Origin of the sequence: Streptomyces sp. NPDC005266, assembly GCF_040607655.1 — a bacterium.
Taxonomy (GTDB): domain Bacteria; phylum Actinomycetota; class Actinomycetes; order Streptomycetales; family Streptomycetaceae; genus Streptomyces.
This window is the reverse complement of record NZ_JBEXHC010000024.1, coordinates 104,179-125,427: the sequence shown is the minus strand read 5'-3', so window position 1 is coordinate 125,427 and position 21,249 is coordinate 104,179. Positions and strand designations below refer to the sequence as shown.

The 21,249-nt window shown below is 69.7% G+C and carries 21 protein-coding genes and 1 pseudogene; 13 read left to right on the top strand and 9 right to left on the bottom strand.

What is annotated here, in order from left to right; translation table 11 throughout:
* Positions 1-136: 136 nt before the first annotated feature.
* The 7 genes from ABZU99_RS30475 to ABZU99_RS30445 form a co-directional block, all read right to left on the bottom strand.
* The gene (locus ABZU99_RS30475) at positions 137-364 is read right to left on the bottom strand and encodes an alpha/beta fold hydrolase (protein WP_356050222.1); all 228 of its coding nucleotides are present in this window, start codon (positions 362-364) and stop codon (positions 137-139) included.
* 530 nt (positions 365-894) lie between these two features.
* Positions 895-2,214: a phosphatase PAP2 family protein gene (locus ABZU99_RS30470; protein ID WP_356050223.1), complete on the bottom strand. Its 1,320-nt coding sequence runs from the start codon at positions 2,212-2,214 to the stop codon at positions 895-897.
* 84 nt (positions 2,215-2,298) lie between these two features.
* The gene (locus ABZU99_RS30465; RefSeq protein WP_355942179.1) at positions 2,299-2,505 is read right to left on the bottom strand and encodes a hypothetical protein; all 207 of its coding nucleotides are present in this window, start codon (positions 2,503-2,505) and stop codon (positions 2,299-2,301) included.
* Between the two features lie 358 nt (positions 2,506-2,863).
* A complete protein-coding gene (locus tag ABZU99_RS30460) occupies positions 2,864-3,262 on the bottom strand; it encodes a DUF4186 domain-containing protein (RefSeq protein WP_355942182.1) in 399 nt (132 codons plus the stop codon).
* 9 nt (positions 3,263-3,271) lie between these two features.
* Positions 3,272-3,541, bottom strand: coding sequence for a hypothetical protein (locus tag ABZU99_RS30455; RefSeq protein WP_356050224.1), 270 nt, complete (start codon positions 3,539-3,541; stop codon positions 3,272-3,274).
* A 240-nt stretch (positions 3,542-3,781) separates the two neighbouring features.
* Positions 3,782-4,723 (bottom strand): hypothetical protein, encoded by a 942-nt coding sequence (locus ABZU99_RS30450; RefSeq protein WP_356050225.1) that lies wholly within the window; start codon positions 4,721-4,723, stop codon positions 3,782-3,784.
* A gap of 105 nt (positions 4,724-4,828) precedes the next feature.
* Positions 4,829-5,281: a hypothetical protein gene (locus ABZU99_RS30445; protein WP_356050226.1), complete on the bottom strand. Its 453-nt coding sequence runs from the start codon at positions 5,279-5,281 to the stop codon at positions 4,829-4,831.
* A gap of 258 nt (positions 5,282-5,539) precedes the next feature.
* Between ABZU99_RS30445 and ABZU99_RS30440 the strand changes: the two genes are divergently transcribed.
* The 13 genes from ABZU99_RS30440 to ABZU99_RS30380 all read left to right on the top strand — a co-directional run bounded on the left by ABZU99_RS30440 (position 5,540) and on the right by ABZU99_RS30380 (position 20,019).
* Positions 5,540-6,598 (top strand): hypothetical protein, encoded by a 1,059-nt coding sequence (locus ABZU99_RS30440; RefSeq protein ID WP_356050227.1) that lies wholly within the window; start codon positions 5,540-5,542, stop codon positions 6,596-6,598.
* 588 nt (positions 6,599-7,186) lie between these two features.
* Complete coding sequence (locus ABZU99_RS30435) at positions 7,187-7,642, top strand: ATP-binding protein (protein ID WP_355942195.1); 456 nt, start codon at positions 7,187-7,189, stop codon at positions 7,640-7,642.
* 128 nt (positions 7,643-7,770) lie between these two features.
* Complete coding sequence (locus ABZU99_RS30430; RefSeq protein ID WP_356050229.1) at positions 7,771-8,955, top strand: helix-turn-helix transcriptional regulator; 1,185 nt, start codon at positions 7,771-7,773, stop codon at positions 8,953-8,955.
* Positions 8,942-9,130, top strand: a complete 189-nt coding sequence (locus tag ABZU99_RS30425; protein WP_356050230.1) for a DUF397 domain-containing protein — start codon at positions 8,942-8,944, stop codon at positions 9,128-9,130. The genes ABZU99_RS30430 and ABZU99_RS30425 overlap by 14 nt, the downstream gene beginning before the upstream one ends.
* Positions 9,131-9,279: 149 nt before the next feature.
* Complete coding sequence (locus ABZU99_RS30420; protein ID WP_356050231.1) at positions 9,280-10,623, top strand: monooxygenase; 1,344 nt, start codon at positions 9,280-9,282, stop codon at positions 10,621-10,623.
* A 115-nt stretch (positions 10,624-10,738) separates the two neighbouring features.
* Entirely contained in the window at positions 10,739-13,534 is a 2,796-nt protein-coding gene (locus tag ABZU99_RS30415; RefSeq protein ID WP_355942207.1) for a BTAD domain-containing putative transcriptional regulator, read from the top strand.
* A gap of 218 nt (positions 13,535-13,752) precedes the next feature.
* The gene (locus tag ABZU99_RS30410; RefSeq protein WP_355942210.1) at positions 13,753-14,097 is read left to right on the top strand and encodes an STAS domain-containing protein; all 345 of its coding nucleotides are present in this window, start codon (positions 13,753-13,755) and stop codon (positions 14,095-14,097) included.
* Complete coding sequence (locus ABZU99_RS30405; protein ID WP_356050232.1) at positions 14,094-15,059, top strand: sensor histidine kinase; 966 nt, start codon at positions 14,094-14,096, stop codon at positions 15,057-15,059. Before ABZU99_RS30410 ends, ABZU99_RS30405 begins: the two co-directional genes overlap by 4 nt.
* 18 nt (positions 15,060-15,077) lie before the next feature.
* A complete protein-coding gene (locus ABZU99_RS30400) occupies positions 15,078-16,121 on the top strand; it encodes a pentapeptide repeat-containing protein (protein WP_356050233.1) in 1,044 nt (347 codons plus the stop codon).
* 109 nt (positions 16,122-16,230) lie between these two features.
* Positions 16,231-17,262, top strand: coding sequence for a LacI family DNA-binding transcriptional regulator (locus tag ABZU99_RS30395; RefSeq protein WP_356050234.1), 1,032 nt, complete (start codon positions 16,231-16,233; stop codon positions 17,260-17,262).
* Between the two features lie 201 nt (positions 17,263-17,463).
* Positions 17,464-17,934 carry an RpiB/LacA/LacB family sugar-phosphate isomerase gene (locus tag ABZU99_RS30390; protein WP_356050235.1) on the top strand — a complete coding sequence of 157 codons (471 nt, stop codon included), beginning with the start codon at positions 17,464-17,466 and terminating at the stop codon, positions 17,932-17,934.
* Positions 17,935-18,170: 236 nt separating this feature from the next.
* Complete coding sequence (locus ABZU99_RS30385; RefSeq protein WP_355942225.1) at positions 18,171-19,520, top strand: MFS transporter; 1,350 nt, start codon at positions 18,171-18,173, stop codon at positions 19,518-19,520.
* A gap of 118 nt (positions 19,521-19,638) precedes the next feature.
* Entirely contained in the window at positions 19,639-20,019 is a 381-nt protein-coding gene (locus ABZU99_RS30380) for a TraR/DksA C4-type zinc finger protein (protein ID WP_356050236.1), read from the top strand.
* A gap of 122 nt (positions 20,020-20,141) precedes the next feature.
* Here ABZU99_RS30380 and ABZU99_RS30375 read toward each other — a convergent pair.
* Positions 20,142-20,711 (bottom strand): annotated as a pseudogene (locus ABZU99_RS30375) (hypothetical protein); the annotation flags it as partial.
* Positions 20,712-20,799: 88 nt separating this feature from the next.
* The gene (locus tag ABZU99_RS30370) at positions 20,800-21,162 is read right to left on the bottom strand and encodes a hypothetical protein (RefSeq protein WP_356050237.1); all 363 of its coding nucleotides are present in this window, start codon (positions 21,160-21,162) and stop codon (positions 20,800-20,802) included.
* Positions 21,163-21,249: the final 87 nt, after the last annotated feature.

Below are 21,249 nucleotides of genomic sequence, written 5' to 3'. Positions count from 1 at the left end.
CGTTTGTCCACACACCAACCGATGATCACGCGGTGGCCGTACCCGTTCCCAGCCGGGTCCGCAGCAAGATCGCGAAGTCACACTGGAGTACTAGGCGCCCCGAGTCACGCGCCCCGAGGCGTCCCGGGGCACGGGGTCACCCCTCCGCGAGGAAGTCACCGACCAGGCGGTTGAACCTCGCCGAGTGCTCGATCTGCACCCAGTGACCGCACTGCCCGAAGACGTGCAGCCGCGACCGCTCGATGAGGCGGACCAGCCGCTCGGAGTTGGACAGCGGGATGATCTGGTCCTCCCGGCCGTGGATGAGAGGCGTCTCGTGCGTGATCGCCCGGATCCGGCCCTCCGGCAGGGTTCGCCTGCCCATCGACGTCCTCCCCCCACGGCGAGAGCATCGACTCATACGTCGACCGCCTCGCCCTCGCAAACCACCTCAGCCCCGCTGAGCTGCGCACTCACCTGAGGCCACCTCCACGTCACGCAGGCCGGCTCAGCCTGGAGCGACTGGCAGCAGCCTCTGGTCGCGACGCCTCTTTGCTCCGACGGATCCTCGGCCGGGGCCGCCGCATCGGATGCGACGGACACCTCATCGTCTCCCAGATCACAGCCCAGGTGACCGGGCGTTCGGCTCGCTGGTGTTCCCGAGGATGCCGAAAGACAGCCCGCCTGCGACGTGATCCCGGACGGGCCCCGAACTCTGGCCGCCCAGCACGTCCAACTGCCAGCAGTGTGGTGAATACCCCGGCTCGGACAACGACCATCTTCGATGGTGCTCGAGCGTCTGCCGGAACGCCTTCTGCAGAGGGTTCCGCCGACAAGACTGCGGTATCTGCGGTGGTTCAGGAAAGAGTTGCCGCGCTTCGGCCCGCGGGGCGCCGTCCCACTCCTGCAGCCTCCTCAGGGGACGGCAAGTTCGGGTTGCGGTTCCGGTTGCTGCGCTGGTGCGGCCTTCGGATCCCACAGCTTGGTGGTCCGCACGTAACCGTGGACCACTGAGCCCATCGCCAGAATGAGAAGTGGTCCAGACACCCACGGGTGTCTGGCCATCTCCACCGGCAGGTAGCGATACGACACCAAGAGCACAGCGAAGACCGTTGCACCGTAGGTGACCAGCCGGATTCCTGGCCGGTCCCAGCCACGGTCGAGCGAGCGCAGCGCTGCCTCGATCGTGAACGCAAACACCACGCCGGCAACGAGATCCACGCCGTAGTGGTAGCCGAATCCCAGCGTTGCGCCGAGCGTAGCAATCAGCCAGAACGCGCCTGCGACTCGCAGAATCCGTGGGCCCTTGCGGGAATGAATGAAGATCGCGGTAGCCCACGCTGTGTGCAGGCTGGGCACGCAGTTGCGAGGGGTGATCTCGTCGAACGGCATCTGGTGCGGGGTATTGATCGGCGGCGGCGTGTCCGGCCACAGGTTGGCCACCGCCCAGTGCTCGCCGCCGGCGCCGTAGGCGAAGATCGGTCCGACCACCGGGAAGATCATGTAGATGCCCGGCCCGAGCAGGCCGATGACCAGAAAGGTGCGCACCAGGTGATGGCCCGGGAAGCAGCGCTCGACCGCCACGTTACGCAGCTGGTACAGCGCGACGATAACCGCCGCCACCGCGAGCTGAACGTAGACGTAGTCGAGAACATGGGCGCCGATCGGGCCGGTGGCCGTGACAATCCGGCCTACCAGCCACGACGGGTTGCCCAGCGCCTGATCGGCGGTTGCCATGTACTGGTCGAGCACCGCCGGGCGGGTCTTCGACGTGATGAGCAGCCAGGTATCGCCAGTCTTGCGGCCGGCCACCAGCAGCAGGCCCAGCCCGACGCCCTTCAGTATCAGGACACGTTCCCGGCCGGCGCGGCGTGTGATGGCGATGACCGCATAGCCCAGAATCACCCACAACGCGCCGTTGCCGAAGGGGTGACCGTCGGTCACCTTGGCATCGACCGCCCACCGCACCAGCAAGAAGGCGACGTCGATGCCGATCGCGGCACCAGCCGCGATGAACCGTTGCCGCCAGGTGAGCACCACCATCATCAACGCCATACCGGCGTACAACAGGAAACCCGATTTCGGGGCGAATATCACCTCTCTCACCTGGTTGGTGATCGGCCCCGGCAGGCCGTAGTGACGCGCGGCGATCTCCAGCGCGATGAGGAATCCGAGGGCCGCCACACCCGCCGTGGCCCACAGCATTGCCCGTGGTTGACGCCACGCGGCGAACATCCTGTCGCGGTGTATTCTCGAAAGCACCCGTGATGCTATAGATATCAATTGTTTGGCCGATTTGTTAGATGTTGGCTAAATAGCTCACTCTTCGCGCTTGATAGCATGGTTTTCCAGTGAAGGACGGGCGATCAGGGCGATCGTCGTGAGGTCGATCATGCTATCGGACCGGTGCGGGTGGGTTTCGCTGATCACGGGTGTTTCGGAGGTCAGTCGATCCTGCGCTCGATGGTCCAGCGTCTCGGGGATGACCTGAAACCCCCGACGCCCGGCGGGCATCGAGGGCGTCACGGGTTATCCAGTGGCTCTCAAGCGTGTGCACAAGGCCGTGAACCGACAGCCTGGGCGGGACGTTGGCATACCGCCAACGCGCCGAACAACAGCGACCAGTTCCTCGTGGTCCCCCTCGCCCCGGACGAGGGCCTCAAGCACCGGCCCCGGCAGGCACACGGGAGCCATCACCGATCGGCGGTTGTTTCACAGCTTCTCAACGTTGGCAGCCAGCCTCCCCACTCAAACTTCGGTGAGAAGCCCAACCTTCACTGCGACAGGTCGTCGAGGAAGTCCTCGGGTATCCGGCCGACATCGAGTGGGCCCTGGAGGAGGACACCGACGAGCCCGTGGTGCTCCAGGGCGGGCCCATCACCCTCTAGTCCGCACCCGGGGAGCCCGCCACTTCGCGTTCGATCCAGCGGCAGATCACATCCACCACATAGCCGCGCTCGGCTCGGGTCAGCTCCCGCCCCTTGGGGATCTGGTGCCAGCGCTGGAGGCAGGTGCGGCAGCAGGTGGCCGTCGCGTGTTGCGCGACGAAGACCGGGTGGCCTCGGTAGGGGGTCTGCTTGCCGTCCTTGTACGGCTCGGCGGGGGCCAGCCGCTTGGCGATGAGGTCATAGGCGTGCCATCGCATCGTGGACGGGCCGCTCAGCTCGGCCGTGGCCCGGTCGCGGCCGCGCAGATGGAACTTCGCGCGGAACGGATGGCGCGCGATGGCGGCCAGCCGCTCGTCGAGCGCGTCAGGTGTCGGATCGGGCGTTGAGCGTTCCACGGAAAGACGTCACCGTTCCAGGGCATCGGCGACGGCGGAGTCATTGAGCACCGAGGCACACCAGGCGAAGTGCTCGTCACCGCCGCCGGGGGTGAAGGCGTCACTGGTCGCCATCGCGCAGGCGGCGCGATACAGCAGCAGGTCATCGATGTCGTAGCCGAACTCGTCAGCGAAACGCGTGCCTTCCACCGCCGCCTCGAGGGGCTCGGCGCCGGGGTGCCCGTCGTCGGCGAAATGCCGGACGCGTCCGGCCGTGCGGGCCTCCATCGGATCGGACACCTCGCGCCTCCCTCCGCGCTTCCGTGTGCCGACTGTGTCTGCGCTACGTCCCACGGTAAGCCTTCTTGCCACGGGGCCGCTGCCATGCGGCCGGCGCATGGACCCATCCCCTGAGACTCCGGCATGGCGCTCGAGCGTTGGTACAGACGTGGGAGGACGGCTGGCGGCGAGTCGGCCGCCCAGCGGCGGGGTCCTGCGTACGCGTACTCAGGACCCCGCCCAGGGCGACGGCGCCAGAGGTCAGCCGACGCGCAGGGTCAGCGCGGCGGTGTGCAGCTTTCCGCCGGTCTGGAATTGCAGGAACAGGCGCCAGTTGCCCGGGGCCGGCAGTTCGGCGTGGAAGGACAGCTCCGGACCGCCGTGATCACCGTTGACCTTCGTCTCGGGGTGGAGGTGGGCCAACGCCTGGTCGCCTTCGTGGAAGGCGGTCAGGTGGGCATAGGTGTCCAGGTAGGGCTGGAGATCGGTGACGGGCTTGCCGCCCTTGGTGATGCGCACCGTCAGCGGGTGCCCCATGCCGGCCATCGGCTTGCCCTGGACCGTCACGTCGTAGCCGTCGGCCCCGGTGGTGGTGGCTGCCGTTGGGAGCGGGGTCTTCGTGCTCGTGCCGGGGACTGTGACGGTGCGGCTGAGGACGAGGTTCCTACCCTTGCCGGCGCCGCTGCCGGGGGTGAAGGAGGCGAACATGCGCCAGCTGCCGGGGGGCAGGGAGGCGAGGCCGGCGGTCCAGGTGCCGTCCTTGGCCATGGTGGGGTGGATGTGCTGGAAGCCGGACAGGTCGGAGCGGATGGCGTAGAAGTGCATCCGCTTGGCCTGGTCGAGCGCGAAGTCGGTGACGGGCTTGCCGCCGGGGCCGGTGACCGTGAACCGGTAGGTGGCCGGCTTGCCGGCCCGGAGCGTGGTGTCGTGGCCGGTGAGGCGGTAGCCGTCCCTGGTGTCGGCCAGCCCGTTGCCGGCCGCCGTGTGATCCATGCCGGGCATGTCGCCCATCGACGGCGAGGCGGTGGCCGAGGCGGAGGGAGCAGAGGGAGAGGAGGCGGACGGCTTGGGCCCGTGGTCCATGCCGGACATCGAGGAGTCGTTCGAGGAGCCGCAGGCGGCCAGGGTCAGCGCGAGGGCCCCGGCCGTACCGGCCGCGGCGAGGGCGCGACGGCGCGCGGTGAATCGAGAGGAACCGAACATGCGGATGGTGTCTTTCCGGGTGGGCACGCCACGCCGGTGGCGCGCGAGGTGAGCAGGGCGCGGTCGCCGGTCCCCGGCCGCGGCCGGGTTGCGGCATCGCTCCTGTCACGTCCGCGCGACACCTATCCGGAGCAGCAGTGCTCTTCCGCCTGTCGGCGGCGCGCGCAGCCCCGTGCGGGCGAGGCTCCAGGGGCCGGCCGCCCACGACATCGCGGCCAGTCCGGCGAGGGCGACGAGGGACACGAGGCCGGTCGTCGGCAGCGGGATGCGGTCCCGCGCGGGGGTCGAGACGCACAGCGCCCCGTGCGTCCCCGCCCCGTCCATGGGCTGAGCCCGCCCGGCGCCGGGACGGTTGGTGAGAGCGGCCTGGGCCGCGGACGCTTCCGCGGTGGCGTGGTGGCCCTCGTACGCGGTGGCGGTGGCCGTCATGGGCATGGCCCCGTGGCAGCCGTCGACGGCACTCGCCGGGGCGCCATGCATGAGGAACAGGCCGAGCAGGGCGGCGCAGAGCGCCAACAGCGGGGCACGGCCTCGACCGCGCTGACCCCTGCCCACCACCCGCTGGTCCTTTCCCTGGCTGGTCGTCCGCGCCGGTCGCACCGACCGGCCCCAATACCCCTGCAGGGTACCGCGCGAGGGGACTCCCGCGCTCATCGGCCTGTGCGATCACCCGGACGGCGGACCAGCGAAGCTCCTCGCCGGGCGACCTTCGGCCGACTCCCCCACGCTGGTCCAAGAGCCTGACGGAGGCGGGCAGCCGTTCCGCACGCAGGCCGATCTCACCAGCCCGTGCCGACAACTCCAAGGGAGCATCGCATGACAGTGACGACGGACGCGCTCATACCCGCGTTGGACGACGCGCTCGAGGCCCACGCCGCAGTCATCGACCGCTTCCGGGCCGATATGGCCGTCACCCCCGCCGGCCGGCACCGGCAGATGCTGGAACGGCATGTCATGGAGGGGCAGGACCACCTTGCCCGCATCCGTGACCACATCCGCCACATTCACCCGCGCCACCTTCTGCGGGACACCACCGAGACCGTACGGATGATCACCGAGGGAATCATCAACACGGCCCGGATGCCCCTGCAGATCGGCGGAAAAATCGCGGATGGGATTCCGCTCGGCCCGCGCCAGACCGACGGGCGCCGGCTGCTGAAGAACGCCGAGCACCAGTACATGATCACCGCCCGGGCCCTGGCGGTCTGCCGCGCCGGGCTGAGCATCGCCACCCTGGCTCAGGACGGACAGGCCGCCGGCCTGCTCGCCACGATGCGCCGTCAGGACGAGCATCTCCTGCAGACGCTGGAGTACACCATCGACGGACAGGCCCGGGCGCTGGTGCTCGCCACCAACGGCGACCGCACCGCCTCCGACGGAACCCTGACGGGCCTGGCCACCCGCGCGGTACGAGCGGCCGGCGAACGGCTGCGTGCCGCCGCCGAGGCGGGCGTGCGGCAGACGAGGCGCGTCACCACCACCGCGGGGCGGGAGGTGCCCGTCATGGCCCGTATGACCGAGGAGGCCCAAGGCGCCTTCTCCCGGGAGGAGCAGCTGGCGATCCCCCGCTACGGCCGGCTCACCGCCATCGACATCATGGAGCGGCTGCACACGCTCTCCCAGGCCGAACTGACCGTGGTCGAGGGCTACGAGCGCGCCCACGCCAACCGGGCCGGGATCCTGAACGCCATCGCGCGGCTCCGCGGCAGCGAGCCGTGGCCGGACTACGACATCATGACCCCGGACGAGATCAAGGAACGGCTGCGGACCGCCGCTCCCTCGCTGGTCCGGCGGGTCCGGGTCTATGAGCAGCTCCACCGGCAGCGACCGCCGATCATCAGCGCCGCCAAGCAGCACACCGACGCCACCACCTGACCAGACCGGCGGGGGGGTGGGCACGCCGGACGATGGTCCATGGTTAAACTATGTAGTGCGGGTGCCGGTCAGCGGCAGCCCGCCCCCCTGCTCGGCGCCGGCCAGGTTCCCCCGTCCTGGCCGGCGCCGTTTCCATGCCCCAAAGCCGCTCCTGCCCCAAAGCGGCTCCATGCCCCACAGCCGCTCCTGCCCGTACGCCGCTCCCTGCCCGTACGCGCGGTAACAGTGGCGTCGAGCGGTTGGCCGCTTACTGCCGATTTACCACCGCTCTCCTGATCTCCTGCATGGTGCCCCAGACCCGCTGCCCGGTCAGCGGCGCCTGACCCGGAGGGCAACTCATGTCTGGAAACGCAACGCCGCCGCACCACCGGCCAACCTTAAAGACGTTTCATCGACCGGCATACCCCATTCAGTCCGGCATACGGAGCCGACATGACATCGCCTGACTCCCCCCGCCCTCACGCGGCGCGTTCCTCCCCCGCGGCCTTCACCGGGGAGGTCCGGGGCCCCGGGAAGGACGTGCCGGCTGCCCGCGGAGTCCGCGACACCGCGCGGCGGTGGAGGCCCGTCGGCGGAGAGGCCGGGATGATGAGCGTCCGCAAGCCCGCTTGTGCCGATTGCGACCTGGCCTTCGACTGGCATCTGCACCTCCATCTGCCCCCGGCACCGGCCGAGGTGAGCAGGGTGCGCCGGGCCGTGCGTACGGCCCTCTCCTCATGGGGCTGCCCGTCCCGTGTCATCGACGACTGTGCGCTGCTCGCCAGCGAGCTCGTCGGAAACGCCGTCAAGTACGGAACCCAGGTTCTGATCACGGTGAATCTGCTGCAAGTGGGCGACCGGCTGCTCCTGGAGGTCACCGACGGGTCCTCCGCACGCCCCGCGGTCCGGCAGGCCGATCCCGAGGACGAGCAGGGCCGCGGAATGTACCTCGTGCAGGCGATCGCGTCGGCGTGGGGTTCGCGCTGGGACTCGCGCAGCGGCAAGACCACGTGGTGCACTCTCGCGCTCGACGGCGGCGTGGACGACGTGCCCCCACCTCAGTGACCCCCGGCGCCCCGGCCTCCGGCTGTCGACGCGCGAATCTTACCGCCGATATACCGCTGCTCGCCTCGGCGCCCGCACGGTGAAGACACGTCATCGCCGCCTCGGTAGGCGATCCCGAGGGAGGACATGTGAACGGCGTAACGAACGACACGGAGCAGAGCGCTCCCGCACCACGGCACGGAAGCCTCTACCGGTGGGACATCCACCAGGTGTCCAACAGCCGGCACCAGCAGGGGCCGTGCGGCACCTGCACGACCGAGGACAGTGCGCGCGCCTGCATCGAAGCGGCCCTGTCGGCGGCCGTAGGCCCTGGCCTGTACGCCTGGGGGCTGCTCAGCCGCATGCCCGCGGGGCTGAAGGAGCCCACGCCGTCCTCGCCCCACACTCCCCTCGCGTGGGCCGCACCCAGGCCGGACGGAACGGTCGCCTGGCTGCCTCACGCCGTCCGGCCTCTCGTCGCGGACGAGACGAGCGGGGCGCCGGCGGCGTCCTCCGGCGACACCATCTCGTCCCTGCTGGCCCGTTTCGGTGGCGAGGTACAGCGGTACCGGCTGACAGCCGGGCTCACCCCGAGGGAGCTCGCCGAGCGGGCGGACTGCACCGCGGCGATGGTCCAGCGAGTGGAGAACGGCGAGCAGATGCCCTCACGCGACCTCGCGCAACGGGTCGACCGGCTTCTCGGTATCGACGGCGAGCTGGTGAAACTGTGGCCGTCGCTCATCCGGTCCGCGTACCCGGACTGGTTCTGGCAGGTCATCGAGCTCGAACAACAGGCGGGCTTCATCCAGGAGTTCGAGACGGTCGCCGTCCCCGGCCTGCTGCAGACGGAGGCCTATGCGCGCGCCATCTTCACCGCGGCCCATCCGGTGGCCTCGAAACTGCAGATCGAGCAGTTCGTGGGCGCCCGGGTCGACCGGCAGCGCATACTCACCAGACGTGAGCCACCCCAGATCATGATCACGCTTGACGAAGGAGTGCTGCGCCGCCGCATCGGCGGGAAAAGCGTCATGAGCGAGCAGCTGGGGCATTTGCTGCGGACCGCCGACCTGCCGAAAGTGCACCTTCAGGTGCTCCCTTTCAACGTGCGGGAACATCCCGGAGGCATGACCCCGTTCCGCCTCATGGGATTCCGGGAAGGCCCGGATGTGCTGTACGGGGAGACGTTCATCGGCGGCCAGACAACCAATGACGCCAGCCAGCTCCAACAGCACAAGTTGGCCTTCAATCTCATCCAGTCGAAGGCACTCTCCCGAGACGACTCACGCGTTTTCATACGCGATGTGAAAGAGGAAATGGACCATGGACCTGACTGAGCTTCCGTGGTGTAAGAGCAGCTACAGCATGGGGAACGGCGGCAATTGTGTCGAAGTGGCGGAGGCCGAGAGCCTCATTCACGTACGGGACAGCAAGGATCCCGACGGAACGGCACTCAGCTTCGGCCGCGCACAGTGGCAACTCTTCGTCCAGGCCGTCAGAAACGGCTGCTGAGCCTCTCCTCACCAAGCGACGGCCAGGTACGACGCAAGAGGTCACTCCCGGGGAGGTGACACCCGCCCACCGCGGGCCTACACTCGGCCCCCTCCCGCTGCCGCGTATTCCCGTGGCATTTATGCGGATTTCCTTGAGGAGGGGTGCACATGGGCGAAGTCGGCGGGCATGCGGTGGTCATCGGCGGCTCGATGGGAGGACTTGTCGCCGCGCGCGTATTGAGTGACAGGTTCGCTCGGGTGACGGTGGTGGACCGGGACGCCTTTCCCGAGGACGCGCGGGATCGGCGGGCGGTGCCTCAGGGCGCCCATGTGCACGTATTGCTCACCAGCGGGCAGGCGAAACTGGAGGAGCTGTTTCCCGGCCTCCGCCATGAGCTGGTCGAGGGTGGCGCGGTGCCCTTCGACTACGGCTCCGACCTTTTATTCCATCAAATGGGCGCTCACCGTCTCCGCTTTCCCAGCGGCAAGCCGGGGATCAGTCTCAGCCGCGCCTTTCTGGAGCACACGGTACGCAAACGGGTGGCCGCGCTGCCCGGTGTGGAGCTCCGCGACCGGCTCGCGGTGTGCGGGCTGACCGGCGCCGCGGGCCAGGTGACCGGGGTCGAACTGGACGGCGGCGAGGTGCTGGCCACCGACCTGGTCGTGGACGCCACAGGCAGCAGCGGTGAGCGGACGGACCAGTGGCTGCGGTCGTTCGGCTGCCAGACGCCCGAGACGGTCACCGTCAAGGTCGATGTCGGGTACACCACCCGGCTGCTGCACCGCCACCCCGACGACCGGCTGCTCGACGACGGACTGCTCTATCTGATGGCCACCGTCCCGCCGCACGACAAGCGGGCGGCCGCCGCCTTCCCCGTCGAGGGCGACCGGTGGATGGTCACCCTGGCCGGCTGGCACGGGGCTCACGCACCCGCCGACCCCGAGGGTTTCGCCGCATTCGCCGCCGGGCTGCCGACCCCGCACCTCGCCGAACTGATGGCCCGCGCCAAGCCGGTGAGCGACGAGGATGCCCGCAAGTTCACCTATCCGCAGGCCCGTCGGCGCTACTTCGAGCGGCTGCGGCAGCCCCCGGCGGGCTATGCGGCCATCGGCGACGCCGTGTGCAGCTTCAATCCGCTGTACGGGCAGGGCATGAGCGTGGCCGTTCTGGAGGCGCTGGAGCTCGGCCGCTGTCTGGACCGGTCCGGCACGGCGTCCTCGGCGATGGCCCGCGCATACTATCGCGCGGCCGCCAAGGTGGCCGCCTCTCCATGGCAGCTGGCGACCGGCGGCGACTTCATGTACCCGGAGACCGTGGGCCCCAAGCCGCCGGGAATCGACCTGCTCAACCGCTATGTACGCCAGGTGATGCTGGCCAGTCACGTCTCGGCGGAGGTCCACGACGTCATGCTCGACCTGCAGAACCTGCTGGCCCCGCCGGCCGCGATCCTGCGGCCCGCCACGGTCGTGCGAACGCTGCTGGCGGCCCGGCGGTCACCGGCCCGGCGGTAGCCGGGGACCCGGAGGCCCGGGGGCGATGCGTACTCCCTTGCTCTGCGGGGGAGTACGGCCTGAGAATACCCGGATCGTCGCGCTCCGCGTTCTCATCGCCCCGGGGAGGGACACATTGCGGTATCGGGTCCTGGGTCCGCTAGGGCTGTGGCGCGGCGGTGAGCAGATCCCCCTCACCCCTGGGAAGTGGCGGACGCTGCTGGCGGTGCTGCTGTGCGACGCCAATCGGGTGGTCCCCACGGACAGACTCGTCGCGGAGCTGTGGGGCACCCGGCCCCCGCAGAGCGTGAGCAAGCTTCTGCAGGGCTATGTCTCCCGGGTGCGGCGCGCGCTGGGCGACGAGACCGGCCGGGTCCTGGTGACCCATGTGCACGGATACCGGGCCCATGGCTACCGGCTGGACGTCGGACCGGACGAGCTCGACGCGCACAGGTTCGTGGAGCTGATCAAGCAGGGCGGTCAGGAACTCGACCGGGGGGCGGCCGAGACCGCCACGGACCGGCTCGGCCGGGCGCTGGACCTGTGGCACGACGCCCCCTTCGCCGATGTGCAGCCCGCACCGGCCGTGGAAACCGAGATCACACGCCTGTCGGCATGCCACACACAGGCGCGGGAACTGCTCATCGAGGCCCGGCTGAGGCTCGGCCGCCATGAGGCGGTGCTGGAGGAGCTCGAGACGCTCGTGGCCGAGCATCCCCTCCGGGAAGGCCTGCGGGGTCAGTTGATGCTGGCGCTGTACCGGGCCGGCCGGCAGGCCGAGGCGCTGGCCGCCTACCGGGACCTGCGTCACCATCTGGCCGAGGACCTGGGGATCGAGCCGGGCCCGCCGCTGCAAGAGCTCCATCAGCGGATCCTCACCGCCGACACCTCGTTACTCCTTGAACCCGAGCCTCCTGCCGACGCCCCAAAGATCACGGTACGGCCGCCGTCCGTGGTGCCCAGGGAGCTACCGCACATCAGCTCCGCCTTCATCGGCCGTACCAGCGAGAGCTCGGTGCTGCAGAAGCTGCTGGAGCGCAGTGGCGAGGGGCAGGTGACGATCGCCGCGATCGACGGCGCCGGCGGGGTGGGCAAGTCGGCCCTGGCCATCCACACGGCCCACCAGGTCGCCGACCGGTTTCCGGACGGCCAGTTCTACGTCGATCTCCACGGCTCCACTGCCGGGCTGACGCCCCTGGAACCCGCCGAGGTGCTCGGGCGGTTCCTCAACACGCTCGGGGTGCCGGATGTGGCCATACCGGCCAACACCGACGAGGCAGCCGCCAAATTCCGGTCCCTGGTCGCCGATCGCCGCATCCTCATGGTTCTCGACAATGCCGCCGGCGTGGAGCAGCTGCGCCCGCTGCCGCCCGCCGGGCCGGGCTGCGCCGTACTGATCACCAGCCGCGAGATGCTCACCACCCTGGAGGGCGCCACCCACCTCCACCTCGGCGTCATGTTCCACGACCAGGCGACGGGCCTGCTGGAGCGGCTCGTCGGTCCGGAGCGGGTCGCGTCGGCCCCCGACGCGGCGGACGCGATCATCCGGATGTGCGGCGGCCTGCCTCTCGCCCTGCGGCTCGTGGGGGCCCGGCTGGCGGCCCGCCCCAGCTGGTCCCTGAGCGCCTTCGTTCAGCGGCTGACCGACGCCCAGAGCCGCCTCGACGAGATCCGCGTGGGCGACGTGTCGGTGCGCGCGAGCTTCCATGCGAGCTATGACTCCCTCTGCCAGAGCGAGAACTCCCTCGACCAGGACGCCGCACGTGCCTTCCGGCTCTTCGGCGTGGTACCCGGGTCGACCATGAGCCTGCCGGCCGCCGCCGCGCTGCTCGGCGTGGACAGGTGGGCGGCCGAGGACGCACTCGAACGGCTGGTGGATGCCCATCTGCTGGACAGCCCGGCCCCTTCCCGCTACCAGATGCACGACCTGCTCCGGCTCTTCGCGCGCGAGCAGGTGCGTACCGAGGAACCGGCGGCCGAGCGCGACCGGGCACTCGAGCGCATCCTGCGCTTCTATCTCGCCACGGCACAGCAGGCAGTGGCGTTCCTCGACGTTCCGCCGCGGCTGCCATGGCCCGTGGATGAGCCCGCGGACACCGACGACGCCACCACACCCGCCCGCCCGGCGAAGACGATCACGAGTCGCCGTGAGGCGGAGACATGGCTGGATACCGAGCGCGCGAATCTGATGGCCGCCATCACCCACGCCGCCACGCAGTCCGACACCGCGGCACGCCTCGCGATGATGCTGACGCGGCCGATGCAGTGGTACCTCTACCCGCATGCCCGCGCCCGGGAGTTGCGGACTCTGGGCGAGCTGGCCATCCACACCGCCCGGCGCCTGGGCGACCGGGAGAGCGAGGCGTGGGGCCTGGACAACCTGTCCACCGTGTACTGGCTGCACGGCGAGTACGACGCGATGCGGCAGTGCCTCGACGCGGCGCTGACCATCTGGCGTGAGATCGGCGACCGTGACGGGGAGCGGCGTTCCCTGCACAACCTCGCCGACGCACTGGCCGAACTGGAGGTCTACGAGGAGGCCGTTCCCGTGCAGTCGCGCCAGCTCGACCTGGCGCGGGAGGCCGGGGACCGCCTGGCCCTGGTGTCGGGCCTGGGCAACCTCGCGCGTGCCTACCGGGGTATGGGCCGTCTTGAGGACGCCCGGGCGTGCCTGGAGAGAAGCCGCCAGCACGCGCGGGAGATCGGCGACGGAGCTCTGGAGGGCTTCGCACTGCGCGAGATCGGCCTCGTCTGGCTCGATCAGGGCAGGACCCCGGAGGCGCGGGAGTATCTGCAGCGCGCCGCCGCCGTCGTCGTGGGAGAGGGCCTCGCGGTGTACGTGACCTGGCGGGGGCACACCTGGAGCGCGTTCTTCCCCGCCTGCCTGAAGCTTCCCATGGGCCCCGAACCCCTTGCTCCCCCGCCGCTTTGAGGGCCCGTCGAGTGGTGAAGGCGACGCGGGCCCCGTGCGCCGGGTTACCGCCGCTATACCGTCCGCGCGCAAAGTGGGGAACAATCCGTTGGCAGGCGCGTGACCCCAGGGAGGCCCACCGCACGCTTCGGTCCGGGGACTTCCGGCAGGCCCCGGCCTCCTCTACGGTCAGGCGCGGCTCCGCTCACACTCACCATCCCAGGACTCGGCAGGCCCTTATGGAAGTCATTCCGGAATCGGACGAGCGAATCTTCCGGATCACCCGGACCATCAGTCCCCCCAGCCTGCGCATCGAGGGGGAACTCGATGCCACGCGGCACAGCGACGTCACCGAGGCACTGTCCTCACTGGTGGCCGAGAGCAGTGAAGTGCGGCTCGACCTCGCCGGGCTGAGCTTCATCGACCTCGGCACTCTGAGTTTGCTGACAGGCTTCGTGGAGCGCCGCGACAGCGGAGTCCGGCTCGTCCTGGACAATTTGTCACCCGATGTGGCGAACCTCATCGAGACGGTGGGTTGGGAGCGTCTGCCCGGGCTCGTCCAGGGGCGGAAGGGAATGTCATGACGACCGGGACACATGCGGATCTGCCCTTGAACGACGGCCGGAACGACCATTACCACACGCTCGAGCACCAGGGACTTCTGTACCGCGGCGAGCGCGAGCTCCTCGCCGCGGCCCTTCCCCATCTGCGCGCGGGCGTCGAAGCCGGAGACGCCACGTTCGCGGTCGCGGGAAAGACAGAGACCGAGGTGCTGCGCGACTCGCTCGGACGGGATGCCTCGGCCGTGCAGTTCATGGACCCGTCGGAGCTCTACAAGAACCCCGTCCGGGCCATGGCCGCCTTCACCGCCGTCGCCAAGACGCTGGGATCACGCCCGGCGTGGGTGCTGGTAGCGGACGACTGGTCGAACAAGCCGGATGTGAAGGAGTGGATGCGGTACGACTCGATCGTCAACCTGGCCTTCGCGAGCAACGATTTCCGTGGTTTCTGCTGTTACAACGCCGAGCACCTCACCCCTGAGGCCATCGCGGCGGTACGCCAGACCCACCCGAAGATGTTCGAGAGCGGGTCACTGCGGGAGAACCCGGACTACGTGGAGCCCGAGGCCTTCGTCTCCGCCATTGACCGGGAGCCCCTGCCGCCCTCCCCGCACTCCGCCGCCTCGATGCAGATCCGGCCCACCGACCTGCACACCGTACGGGCCTTCGTCGCCGAGCAGGCCAAGCGCTGCGGGGTCGCGGGCGACGCCCTGCACAACCTGCTCGTGGCGGTGACCGAGGTGGCCGCCAACGCCATCCGCCACGGCAGCGCACCGGTCACGCTGCGCGCCTGGCCGGACGACGGCCTGATCTGCGAAATCACCGACTCCGGCCACTGGCAGCCCGAGGAGTTGCTCACCTGGGCCCCGCCGGAGTCCGCCCTGGAGGCCGGATTCGGACTGTGGGGAGTCGGGATGCTGTGCGACACCGTGCGCGTGCGGACGGGGTCGAAGGGCACCACCGTGCGGCTGCGGACCTGCGCCTGACCGAGGCTTACGGTCGGGGTGCACCGCGCGGCACTCCGCGCCCCGGGCTCCTCCCCCGTCTTGGTGCCGGTGGTCTCCCGGGGTGTGCGGGACGGGCTGCTGAGCCGGATCGGGGCACACTGGGCGCCGTGGTTCGTTCCGCCTGCCGAGGAGGACGAGGCGGCCCGGGGCGACGCCTTCCTTTTCGCTCACGAGCTCAGGCTGCTCCGGCTCGCCGTATCCGACCCCTTCAGTGTTCCCACATGGCCGCACTGCGGCTTCGAGGCGTCCTCGGACGATCCGGTGGGCTGCCGTGGAATCCGCGTACCCGGCCACCACGACTGCCTGCGACACCCGGCGCCCTCCGAGCGCGCGGCGTATCTGTCCGGGCTCCGGGCGGGTGACGCCATCGACGTATCCGGCACCGAGTTCACCGCCGAGGCGCTGGAGGAACTCCTGGACGCCCTGCGGGAGCCGGTGAGCGGCACGGCCCGGTTCGGCGCGGCGAGGTTCACGGAGACGGTCTTCGCCGAGAGAATCTCATTCGCCAGGGCGCGGTTCTCCGAACCGGCCGGCTTCGACCACGCCGTCTTCACGGACGGCGCCTCGTTCGCGAAGTCAAGATTCTCCAAAGGTGCCACCTTCGATCACGCGGTCTTTCACGGGAACACGACGTTCACCGGGGCGGTGTTCTCCGAGGAGAGCGGGTTCGACCACGCGACCTTCCATGGAGTGGCCGAGTTCGACGGCACGCGTTTCACCGGCCGCGCGAGTCTGCGCCATACCACCTTCCACGGTGACACGTCCTTCGACGACGCCATCTTGGGCCCCTCCGCCTTCGATCACATGACGGTGCATTCCTTCGGGAGCACCGCCTCGACCGGGGCCTTCTCCGGCTGTGCGGCGTTGACGATCATCTGTCAGGCGGTGGCGACGAAGTGCGGGGGCGGAGGTCCGGCTCTCGGCGAGCGCGGTCCGCACCCGGCGGTCGGCATGGGTGAGCATGGCCTCTGCCACTTCGCCGGGCGGTGTTCCGCGCCAAAAAAGCCGGTTCACGAGCGCCGCCCGTGGCCTCGCCAGTGAAGTATCCCTGTCCGAAGTCTTGACGCTGGTGCGAACGTCCATCAAGATCCCGGGTGGAATCGATTCCATGGAATCGATTCCGAGCAGCCGCCGCAGGGAAAGGCCACATGTGGACGCCACCGTTACCCTCAAGGACGTCGCCGCGCGCGCAGGCGTCTCCGTGGGAACCGCATCGAGGGTGCTTTCCGGCAGTCCGGCCACCTCGGCCGCGGCACGCGAACGTGTACAGGCGGCGGCCGCCGAACTCGGCTACCGGCTGGACGCTCGGGCACGCGCCTTGCGATCGGCCCGCAGCCATGCGGTGGGGCTCCTTGTCTCCGACGTACGCAACCCGTTCTTCGCAGACATCGCACACGGCGCCGAGCAGACCGCACTCGCCTCGTCGTACGTCACCCTGCTGGCCAACGCCAATGAGGACACCGCGCAACAGGACACCTATCTGGACGCGTTCCTCACCCAGCGCGTGGACGGCGTCATCATCGCCCCACAAGGGGAAGGGTGCGGCAACCTGCGCACTCTGGAACAGGCCCGTATGCCGCTGGTCTTCGTCGACCGGACCGTCGAGGGGTTCGACGTGCCCAGCGTGACCGCCGACAACGCACAGGGCATCGATCTGGCGGTGGCCCATCTCGTCGCGCAGGGCCACACCCGTATCGGATACATCGGCGGCCCGCCGTCCGTGTCCACCGGGCGTGCCCGCCTCAGCGCGTTCCTGAACGCGATCGCCCGATCCGACCTGGACGACGATCCCGAGCTGATCGTCGGAGGAGACTTCCGCAGGGCGAGCGGCGGCGCGGCGGGCGCGAAACTGCTCTCGAGCAGGCGGCCCCCGACAGCGCTGCTTGCCGTCGACAGCCTGATGGCGGTCGGCGCCCTGACGGAGGTACGGCGTCGTGGCCTGCGCATCGGCCATGATCTGGCCTTGGTCGCCTTCGACGACATCGAGTGGTTCGGCGAACTCGATCCGCCGCTCACCGTGGTGGCCCATGACGCCCGGGCGTTGGGGGCGACCGCGATGCGGCTCCTGCTCGACGTCATCAACGGTGGCACGGCCGAGTCGGTCGTCCTGCCGATGCGGCTCATCCCCCGCCAGTCATCAACGGTCCGAGCGAAGACCGCGGTCGCGCACACGGCCACCTGACCCACTCCCCCGACTCCCGCAACCTCCTCCAACCCGGTCACCGGGCAGCCGTGCTCGGCCGAGGATCCCACCTGCCCGGTGCGCGCCGCGAGGCCGCCGTGCCCGCCTCGCCTGCCGTCATGCGCCGCCATGCCGTGGCTTCCATCCGTCCATCACCGCGGGTTTCGTGACCCGCTCACACTTCACCACGAAGGGCCGACCATGCGCATCGCACTGGGCAACGACCACGCCGGACTGGCACTCAAGGAACATGTCCGCCAGGAGCTGCGGCGCCTGGGACATGAGGTCATCGACCGCGGTCCCGACACCGACGCTCCTGTCGATTTCCCCGACATCACCTTCGCCACCTGCGACGCGGTGCGCAGCGGTGACGCCGACCGCGCCGTGCTGGTGTGCGGCACGGGTGCGGGAGCACTCATGGCCGCCAACAAGATCGCCGGAATCCGCTGCGGCCTCGGACACGACGTGTACTCGGCTCACCAGGCCGTCGAGCACGACGATGCCAACGCGATCGCGATGGGCGCGTGGCTCATCGGGCCGAAGATGGCCACCGAGGTCCTGGAGGCATTCCTGGGCGCGAGGTTCGACGACGACACCGACACCGTGCGCCGCGTGGCAAAGCTCCGTGAGCTGGAACTGCGGTCGGCCCGCGAGCTCGCCGACCAGCTCTGACCGTTCACCTGCCCCGGGCTGTCTCGGCCCACTCCCCCGCCTGGCTCGGCCTCCCCCACTCGGCCTGCCCTGCGAGACCGGCCACCTGCCGCGTCACGCACGTCGTAAGCCGCATGCCGTCGAGCCACCGGCATCCCGCGCGATTTCACCGGCACGCCTCTGTGCCGGCTGACTCCCCTATGAATCGACTTGTCGATTCCACCGCTCCGGCGCATACCCGATCAAAGGAGACCGGCATGAGCGCTCCCACCCCACCGTCGACCTCGCCCGCACCAGGACGCGTCAGAACAGCCCTGGCGTCCGCCGCCGGCACCTGCGTCGAGAACTACGACTTCGTCGCCTACGGCACCGCGTCCGCTCTCTACTTCGGCGATGCGTTCTTCCCCAACTCGGACCCGGTGGTCGGCACCCTGCTGGCCTTCGTCACCCTCGGCGTCGGCTTTCTCATGCGCCCGATCGGCGGGGCCGTCGGCGGCTACCTCGGAGACCGGCACGGCCGCAAGCCGGTCCTGGTCGGCGCCCTGCTGACGATGGGCATCGCGACCGTGCTGATCGGCCTGCTGCCCACCTATCAGCAGGTCGGAGTGGCCGCCCCCGTCCTGCTGGTGATCACCCGCTGCGTCCAGGGTCTGGCGTTCGGCGCCGAATGGGGCAGCGCCGTGATGATGACGTACGAGCACGCGCCCCGCAGGCGCCGCGGCCTGTACTCGGCGATACCGCAGGCCGGCAACCCGCTGGGCATCGCCCTCGCCAACATCGCCTTCCTCCTGTCCTCCTCCCTCGACAGTGACTGGGCCTGGCGGCTGCCCTTCCTGGCCAGCGCCCTGCTGATCGCGGTCGGAGTGGTCGTCCGGATGAAGCTGTCCGAGTCCCCCGAGTTCGAGGCCGCCAAGGCGAAGGGAAACACGGTCCGCAACCCGCTGCTGAAGGTGGTGCGCGACGACTGGCGCAATATCCTGCGCATCATCGCGCTGCGGGTCGTCGAGTCCTGCGCCTACTACCTGACGGCGACCTACCTCTTGTCGTACATCACCGACCGCAACCCCGACGACCGCGGCGTGGCGCTCGCCGGTGTCGTCACCGCCAGCCTGCTCGCCGTGGCCACCACGGTGCTCTCCGGCGCGCTCACCGACCGGGTGGGACGCCGCACGGTCTATCTCGTGGCGTGTGTGCTGGCAGTGATCTTCGGCTTCCCGATGTACCTGATGGCCAACACGGGGGCGCCCGTGCCGATCGTGTTGATCTTCCTGATCGCCATCGGCGTGATCCACGCCGCGTTGACCGGCACCCAGGCAGCCTGGTTCGCCGAACTGTTCACCACGAGCACGCGGACGTCCGGAGCCTCGCTGGGATACCAGACGGCGGCGTCGGTGGCCGGCTTCGCCCCGTTCCTCGCCGTCCTGCTGGCGGGGTCCTTCGGATGGACCGGGCCCGCGGGGTTCTATGTGTGCGTCGGCATGGTGGGCCTCCTCGGCGTGCTGTGCACGCGCGAGACCTGGGGCCCCGAGCAGCGCGCGGCCGCCCCGGCCACGGCGGAGCGGCTGGTTGACGTCCCCGCCCCCTCTTCCGCCGAGCAACACCACTGACCGTCCGCCGCCACGGTGAGTCCATGGCCTGTGACGTGCGGGGTCGCACGTCACAGGCCATGGACGGGTCCGGGGGAATGCGTACCCGGACGCCGATGTTGTCGCACGAGTGAGCGGTATGTCCGGTGATGCCTGTTTCTCCCCGATCGATCGTGACGCCGTCCGCGAGCGACTGGCGACCGAGCGGGTCGGCACGAGCGCGCTGATCGCGGCGCTGAGTCGTGAATTCGAGGGGATCGTCCAGGCGAATGCCCTGGTGGCGGTCGACGACGAGCACGACCCGGAGGGGTCGAGCACCGCCTTCGAGCGAGCCCATGTCGCCGCCTTGCTGGCACAGGCGCGCGACCACCTGGCCGACCTGGATCAAGCGCTGGAACGGCTGGAGCGAGGCGACTACGGACGGTGCGAAAAGTGCGGTGAGCCGATCCCGGCGGAGCGTCTGGAAGTGCGCCCGGCGGCGAACACCTGCGTACGCTGCGCCGCGGCCCGCCCGCGCTGACCGGGGTGAGCGGAGGTGGATCCGGGCGCGCGAAGCGGGCCCGAGGGTTTGACCATCCCCGGGCCCTGTGATGCCGCCCGCATGCGCACGCCCGGACATTCGGGGGCGGGTCACTGTGATGTCGTCGTGCAGTAGCCGACGGGGATGTCCTCGTAGTACACCTCGACCTGCGCCGGGTGCTTGTCCGTGGCCTCCGCCTTCACGTGGTTGCGCGGCACCTTCTTCGTACCGGCGGTCCGCACGGCATCGGTCTTCCAGGCGTCCCTCGACGGGTCCAGCGACCACGAGTCGGCGGCGTCGAGGGTGGGCAGCTTGCGGATGAAGGCGCCGAGGTCGGTCAGCTGCTTCTCCAGGAACAGCAGGTACGAGACGGGCACATCGCGCAGCAGCGTACGGCCTTCGACCTCGATGTCCGCGCGCGCGTCACAGTTCGCCCAGTCCTTGGCGGCGGTGACATCGAACAGCCGGGCCAGGGTCGCCGCGGTGTCGCGGAGCACGTCCTCCGCCTTGACCTGCACACGCGTGGACTCGGGCGGAAGGTGCTCGCCCTCCTCGTCCTTCGGCTGGTACGTCCGGGAGATACCGGCCAGCAGCGCCGGCTTGTCCAGCCCACGCTGGGCAGCCGTCAGGTCCTGCCGCGTCTTGGCCTTGACGCCCTTCTCCACTGCGATGACCTGATTGAGTTTCGCCACGCGACGCACGCCAGCAGGGCCAAGCGTCTGCCTCGAACGGATATTCGCCATGCCCGGGGCCGGCCCGCCGGTCCCGGGCACGCATGCCTCAGCCCGCCGTGGCGCCGGCCGGCTCTTCGGTCCGATCGTCCAGCTTCTCCCGCGCGTCCTTTTGGGCCTCGTGGAGTCCGTCCATGTATGCGTCGAGGTACTCGTCGTCCGACAACGGGGTGCACGGCTTGGGGACGGGGCTGGAGCGCACGGCACCGCCCCTGGTGGCGGCGGCTCGCTCGACGATGGCGTCGACGCAGCGCTGGGTGATCTCGGCCTTGCTGAGCCCGGCCTCGACGGCGGACGCCGGGGCGCCGGGCGGAACGCGTTTGTCGTTGGAGCCGCCGACGGCGGAGCAGCCGGTGAGCAGGAGGGTGGTGGTGGCGACGACGGCCGCGGCCGCGGTGCTGTGAGTGCGCATCTGTCCCCCAGGTGCGTGGATGGTGGGGTGCATCATGCGGCGTGCGGGGGCGGTGTGGGAGTGCCGTGGAGGCGTTGTGATGGAATG

Coding starts and splice junctions, on each gene's coding strand:
- ABZU99_RS30470 (WP_356050223.1), bottom strand. CDS start 2,214: ATGTTCGCCGCGTGGCGTCAACCACGGGCAATGCTGTGGGCCACGGCG.
- ABZU99_RS30475 (WP_356050222.1), bottom strand. CDS start 364: ATGGGCAGGCGAACCCTGCCGGAGGGCCGGATCCGGGCGATCACGCAC.
- ABZU99_RS30410 (WP_355942210.1), top strand. CDS start 13,753: ATGGAAGTCATTCCGGAATCGGACGAGCGAATCTTCCGGATCACCCGG.
- ABZU99_RS30385 (WP_355942225.1), top strand. CDS start 18,171: ATGAGCGCTCCCACCCCACCGTCGACCTCGCCCGCACCAGGACGCGTC.
- ABZU99_RS30370 (WP_356050237.1), bottom strand. CDS start 21,162: ATGCGCACTCACAGCACCGCGGCCGCGGCCGTCGTCGCCACCACCACC.
- ABZU99_RS30450 (WP_356050225.1), bottom strand. CDS start 4,723: ATGTTCGGTTCCTCTCGATTCACCGCGCGCCGTCGCGCCCTCGCCGCG.
- ABZU99_RS30435 (WP_355942195.1), top strand. CDS start 7,187: ATGAGCGTCCGCAAGCCCGCTTGTGCCGATTGCGACCTGGCCTTCGAC.
- ABZU99_RS30420 (WP_356050231.1), top strand. CDS start 9,280: ATGGGCGAAGTCGGCGGGCATGCGGTGGTCATCGGCGGCTCGATGGGA.
- ABZU99_RS30380 (WP_356050236.1), top strand. CDS start 19,639: ATGTCCGGTGATGCCTGTTTCTCCCCGATCGATCGTGACGCCGTCCGC.
- ABZU99_RS30390 (WP_356050235.1), top strand. CDS start 17,464: ATGCGCATCGCACTGGGCAACGACCACGCCGGACTGGCACTCAAGGAA.
- ABZU99_RS30425 (WP_356050230.1), top strand. CDS start 8,942: ATGGACCTGACTGAGCTTCCGTGGTGTAAGAGCAGCTACAGCATGGGG.
- ABZU99_RS30405 (WP_356050232.1), top strand. CDS start 14,094: ATGACGACCGGGACACATGCGGATCTGCCCTTGAACGACGGCCGGAAC.
- ABZU99_RS30440 (WP_356050227.1), top strand. CDS start 5,540: ATGACAGTGACGACGGACGCGCTCATACCCGCGTTGGACGACGCGCTC.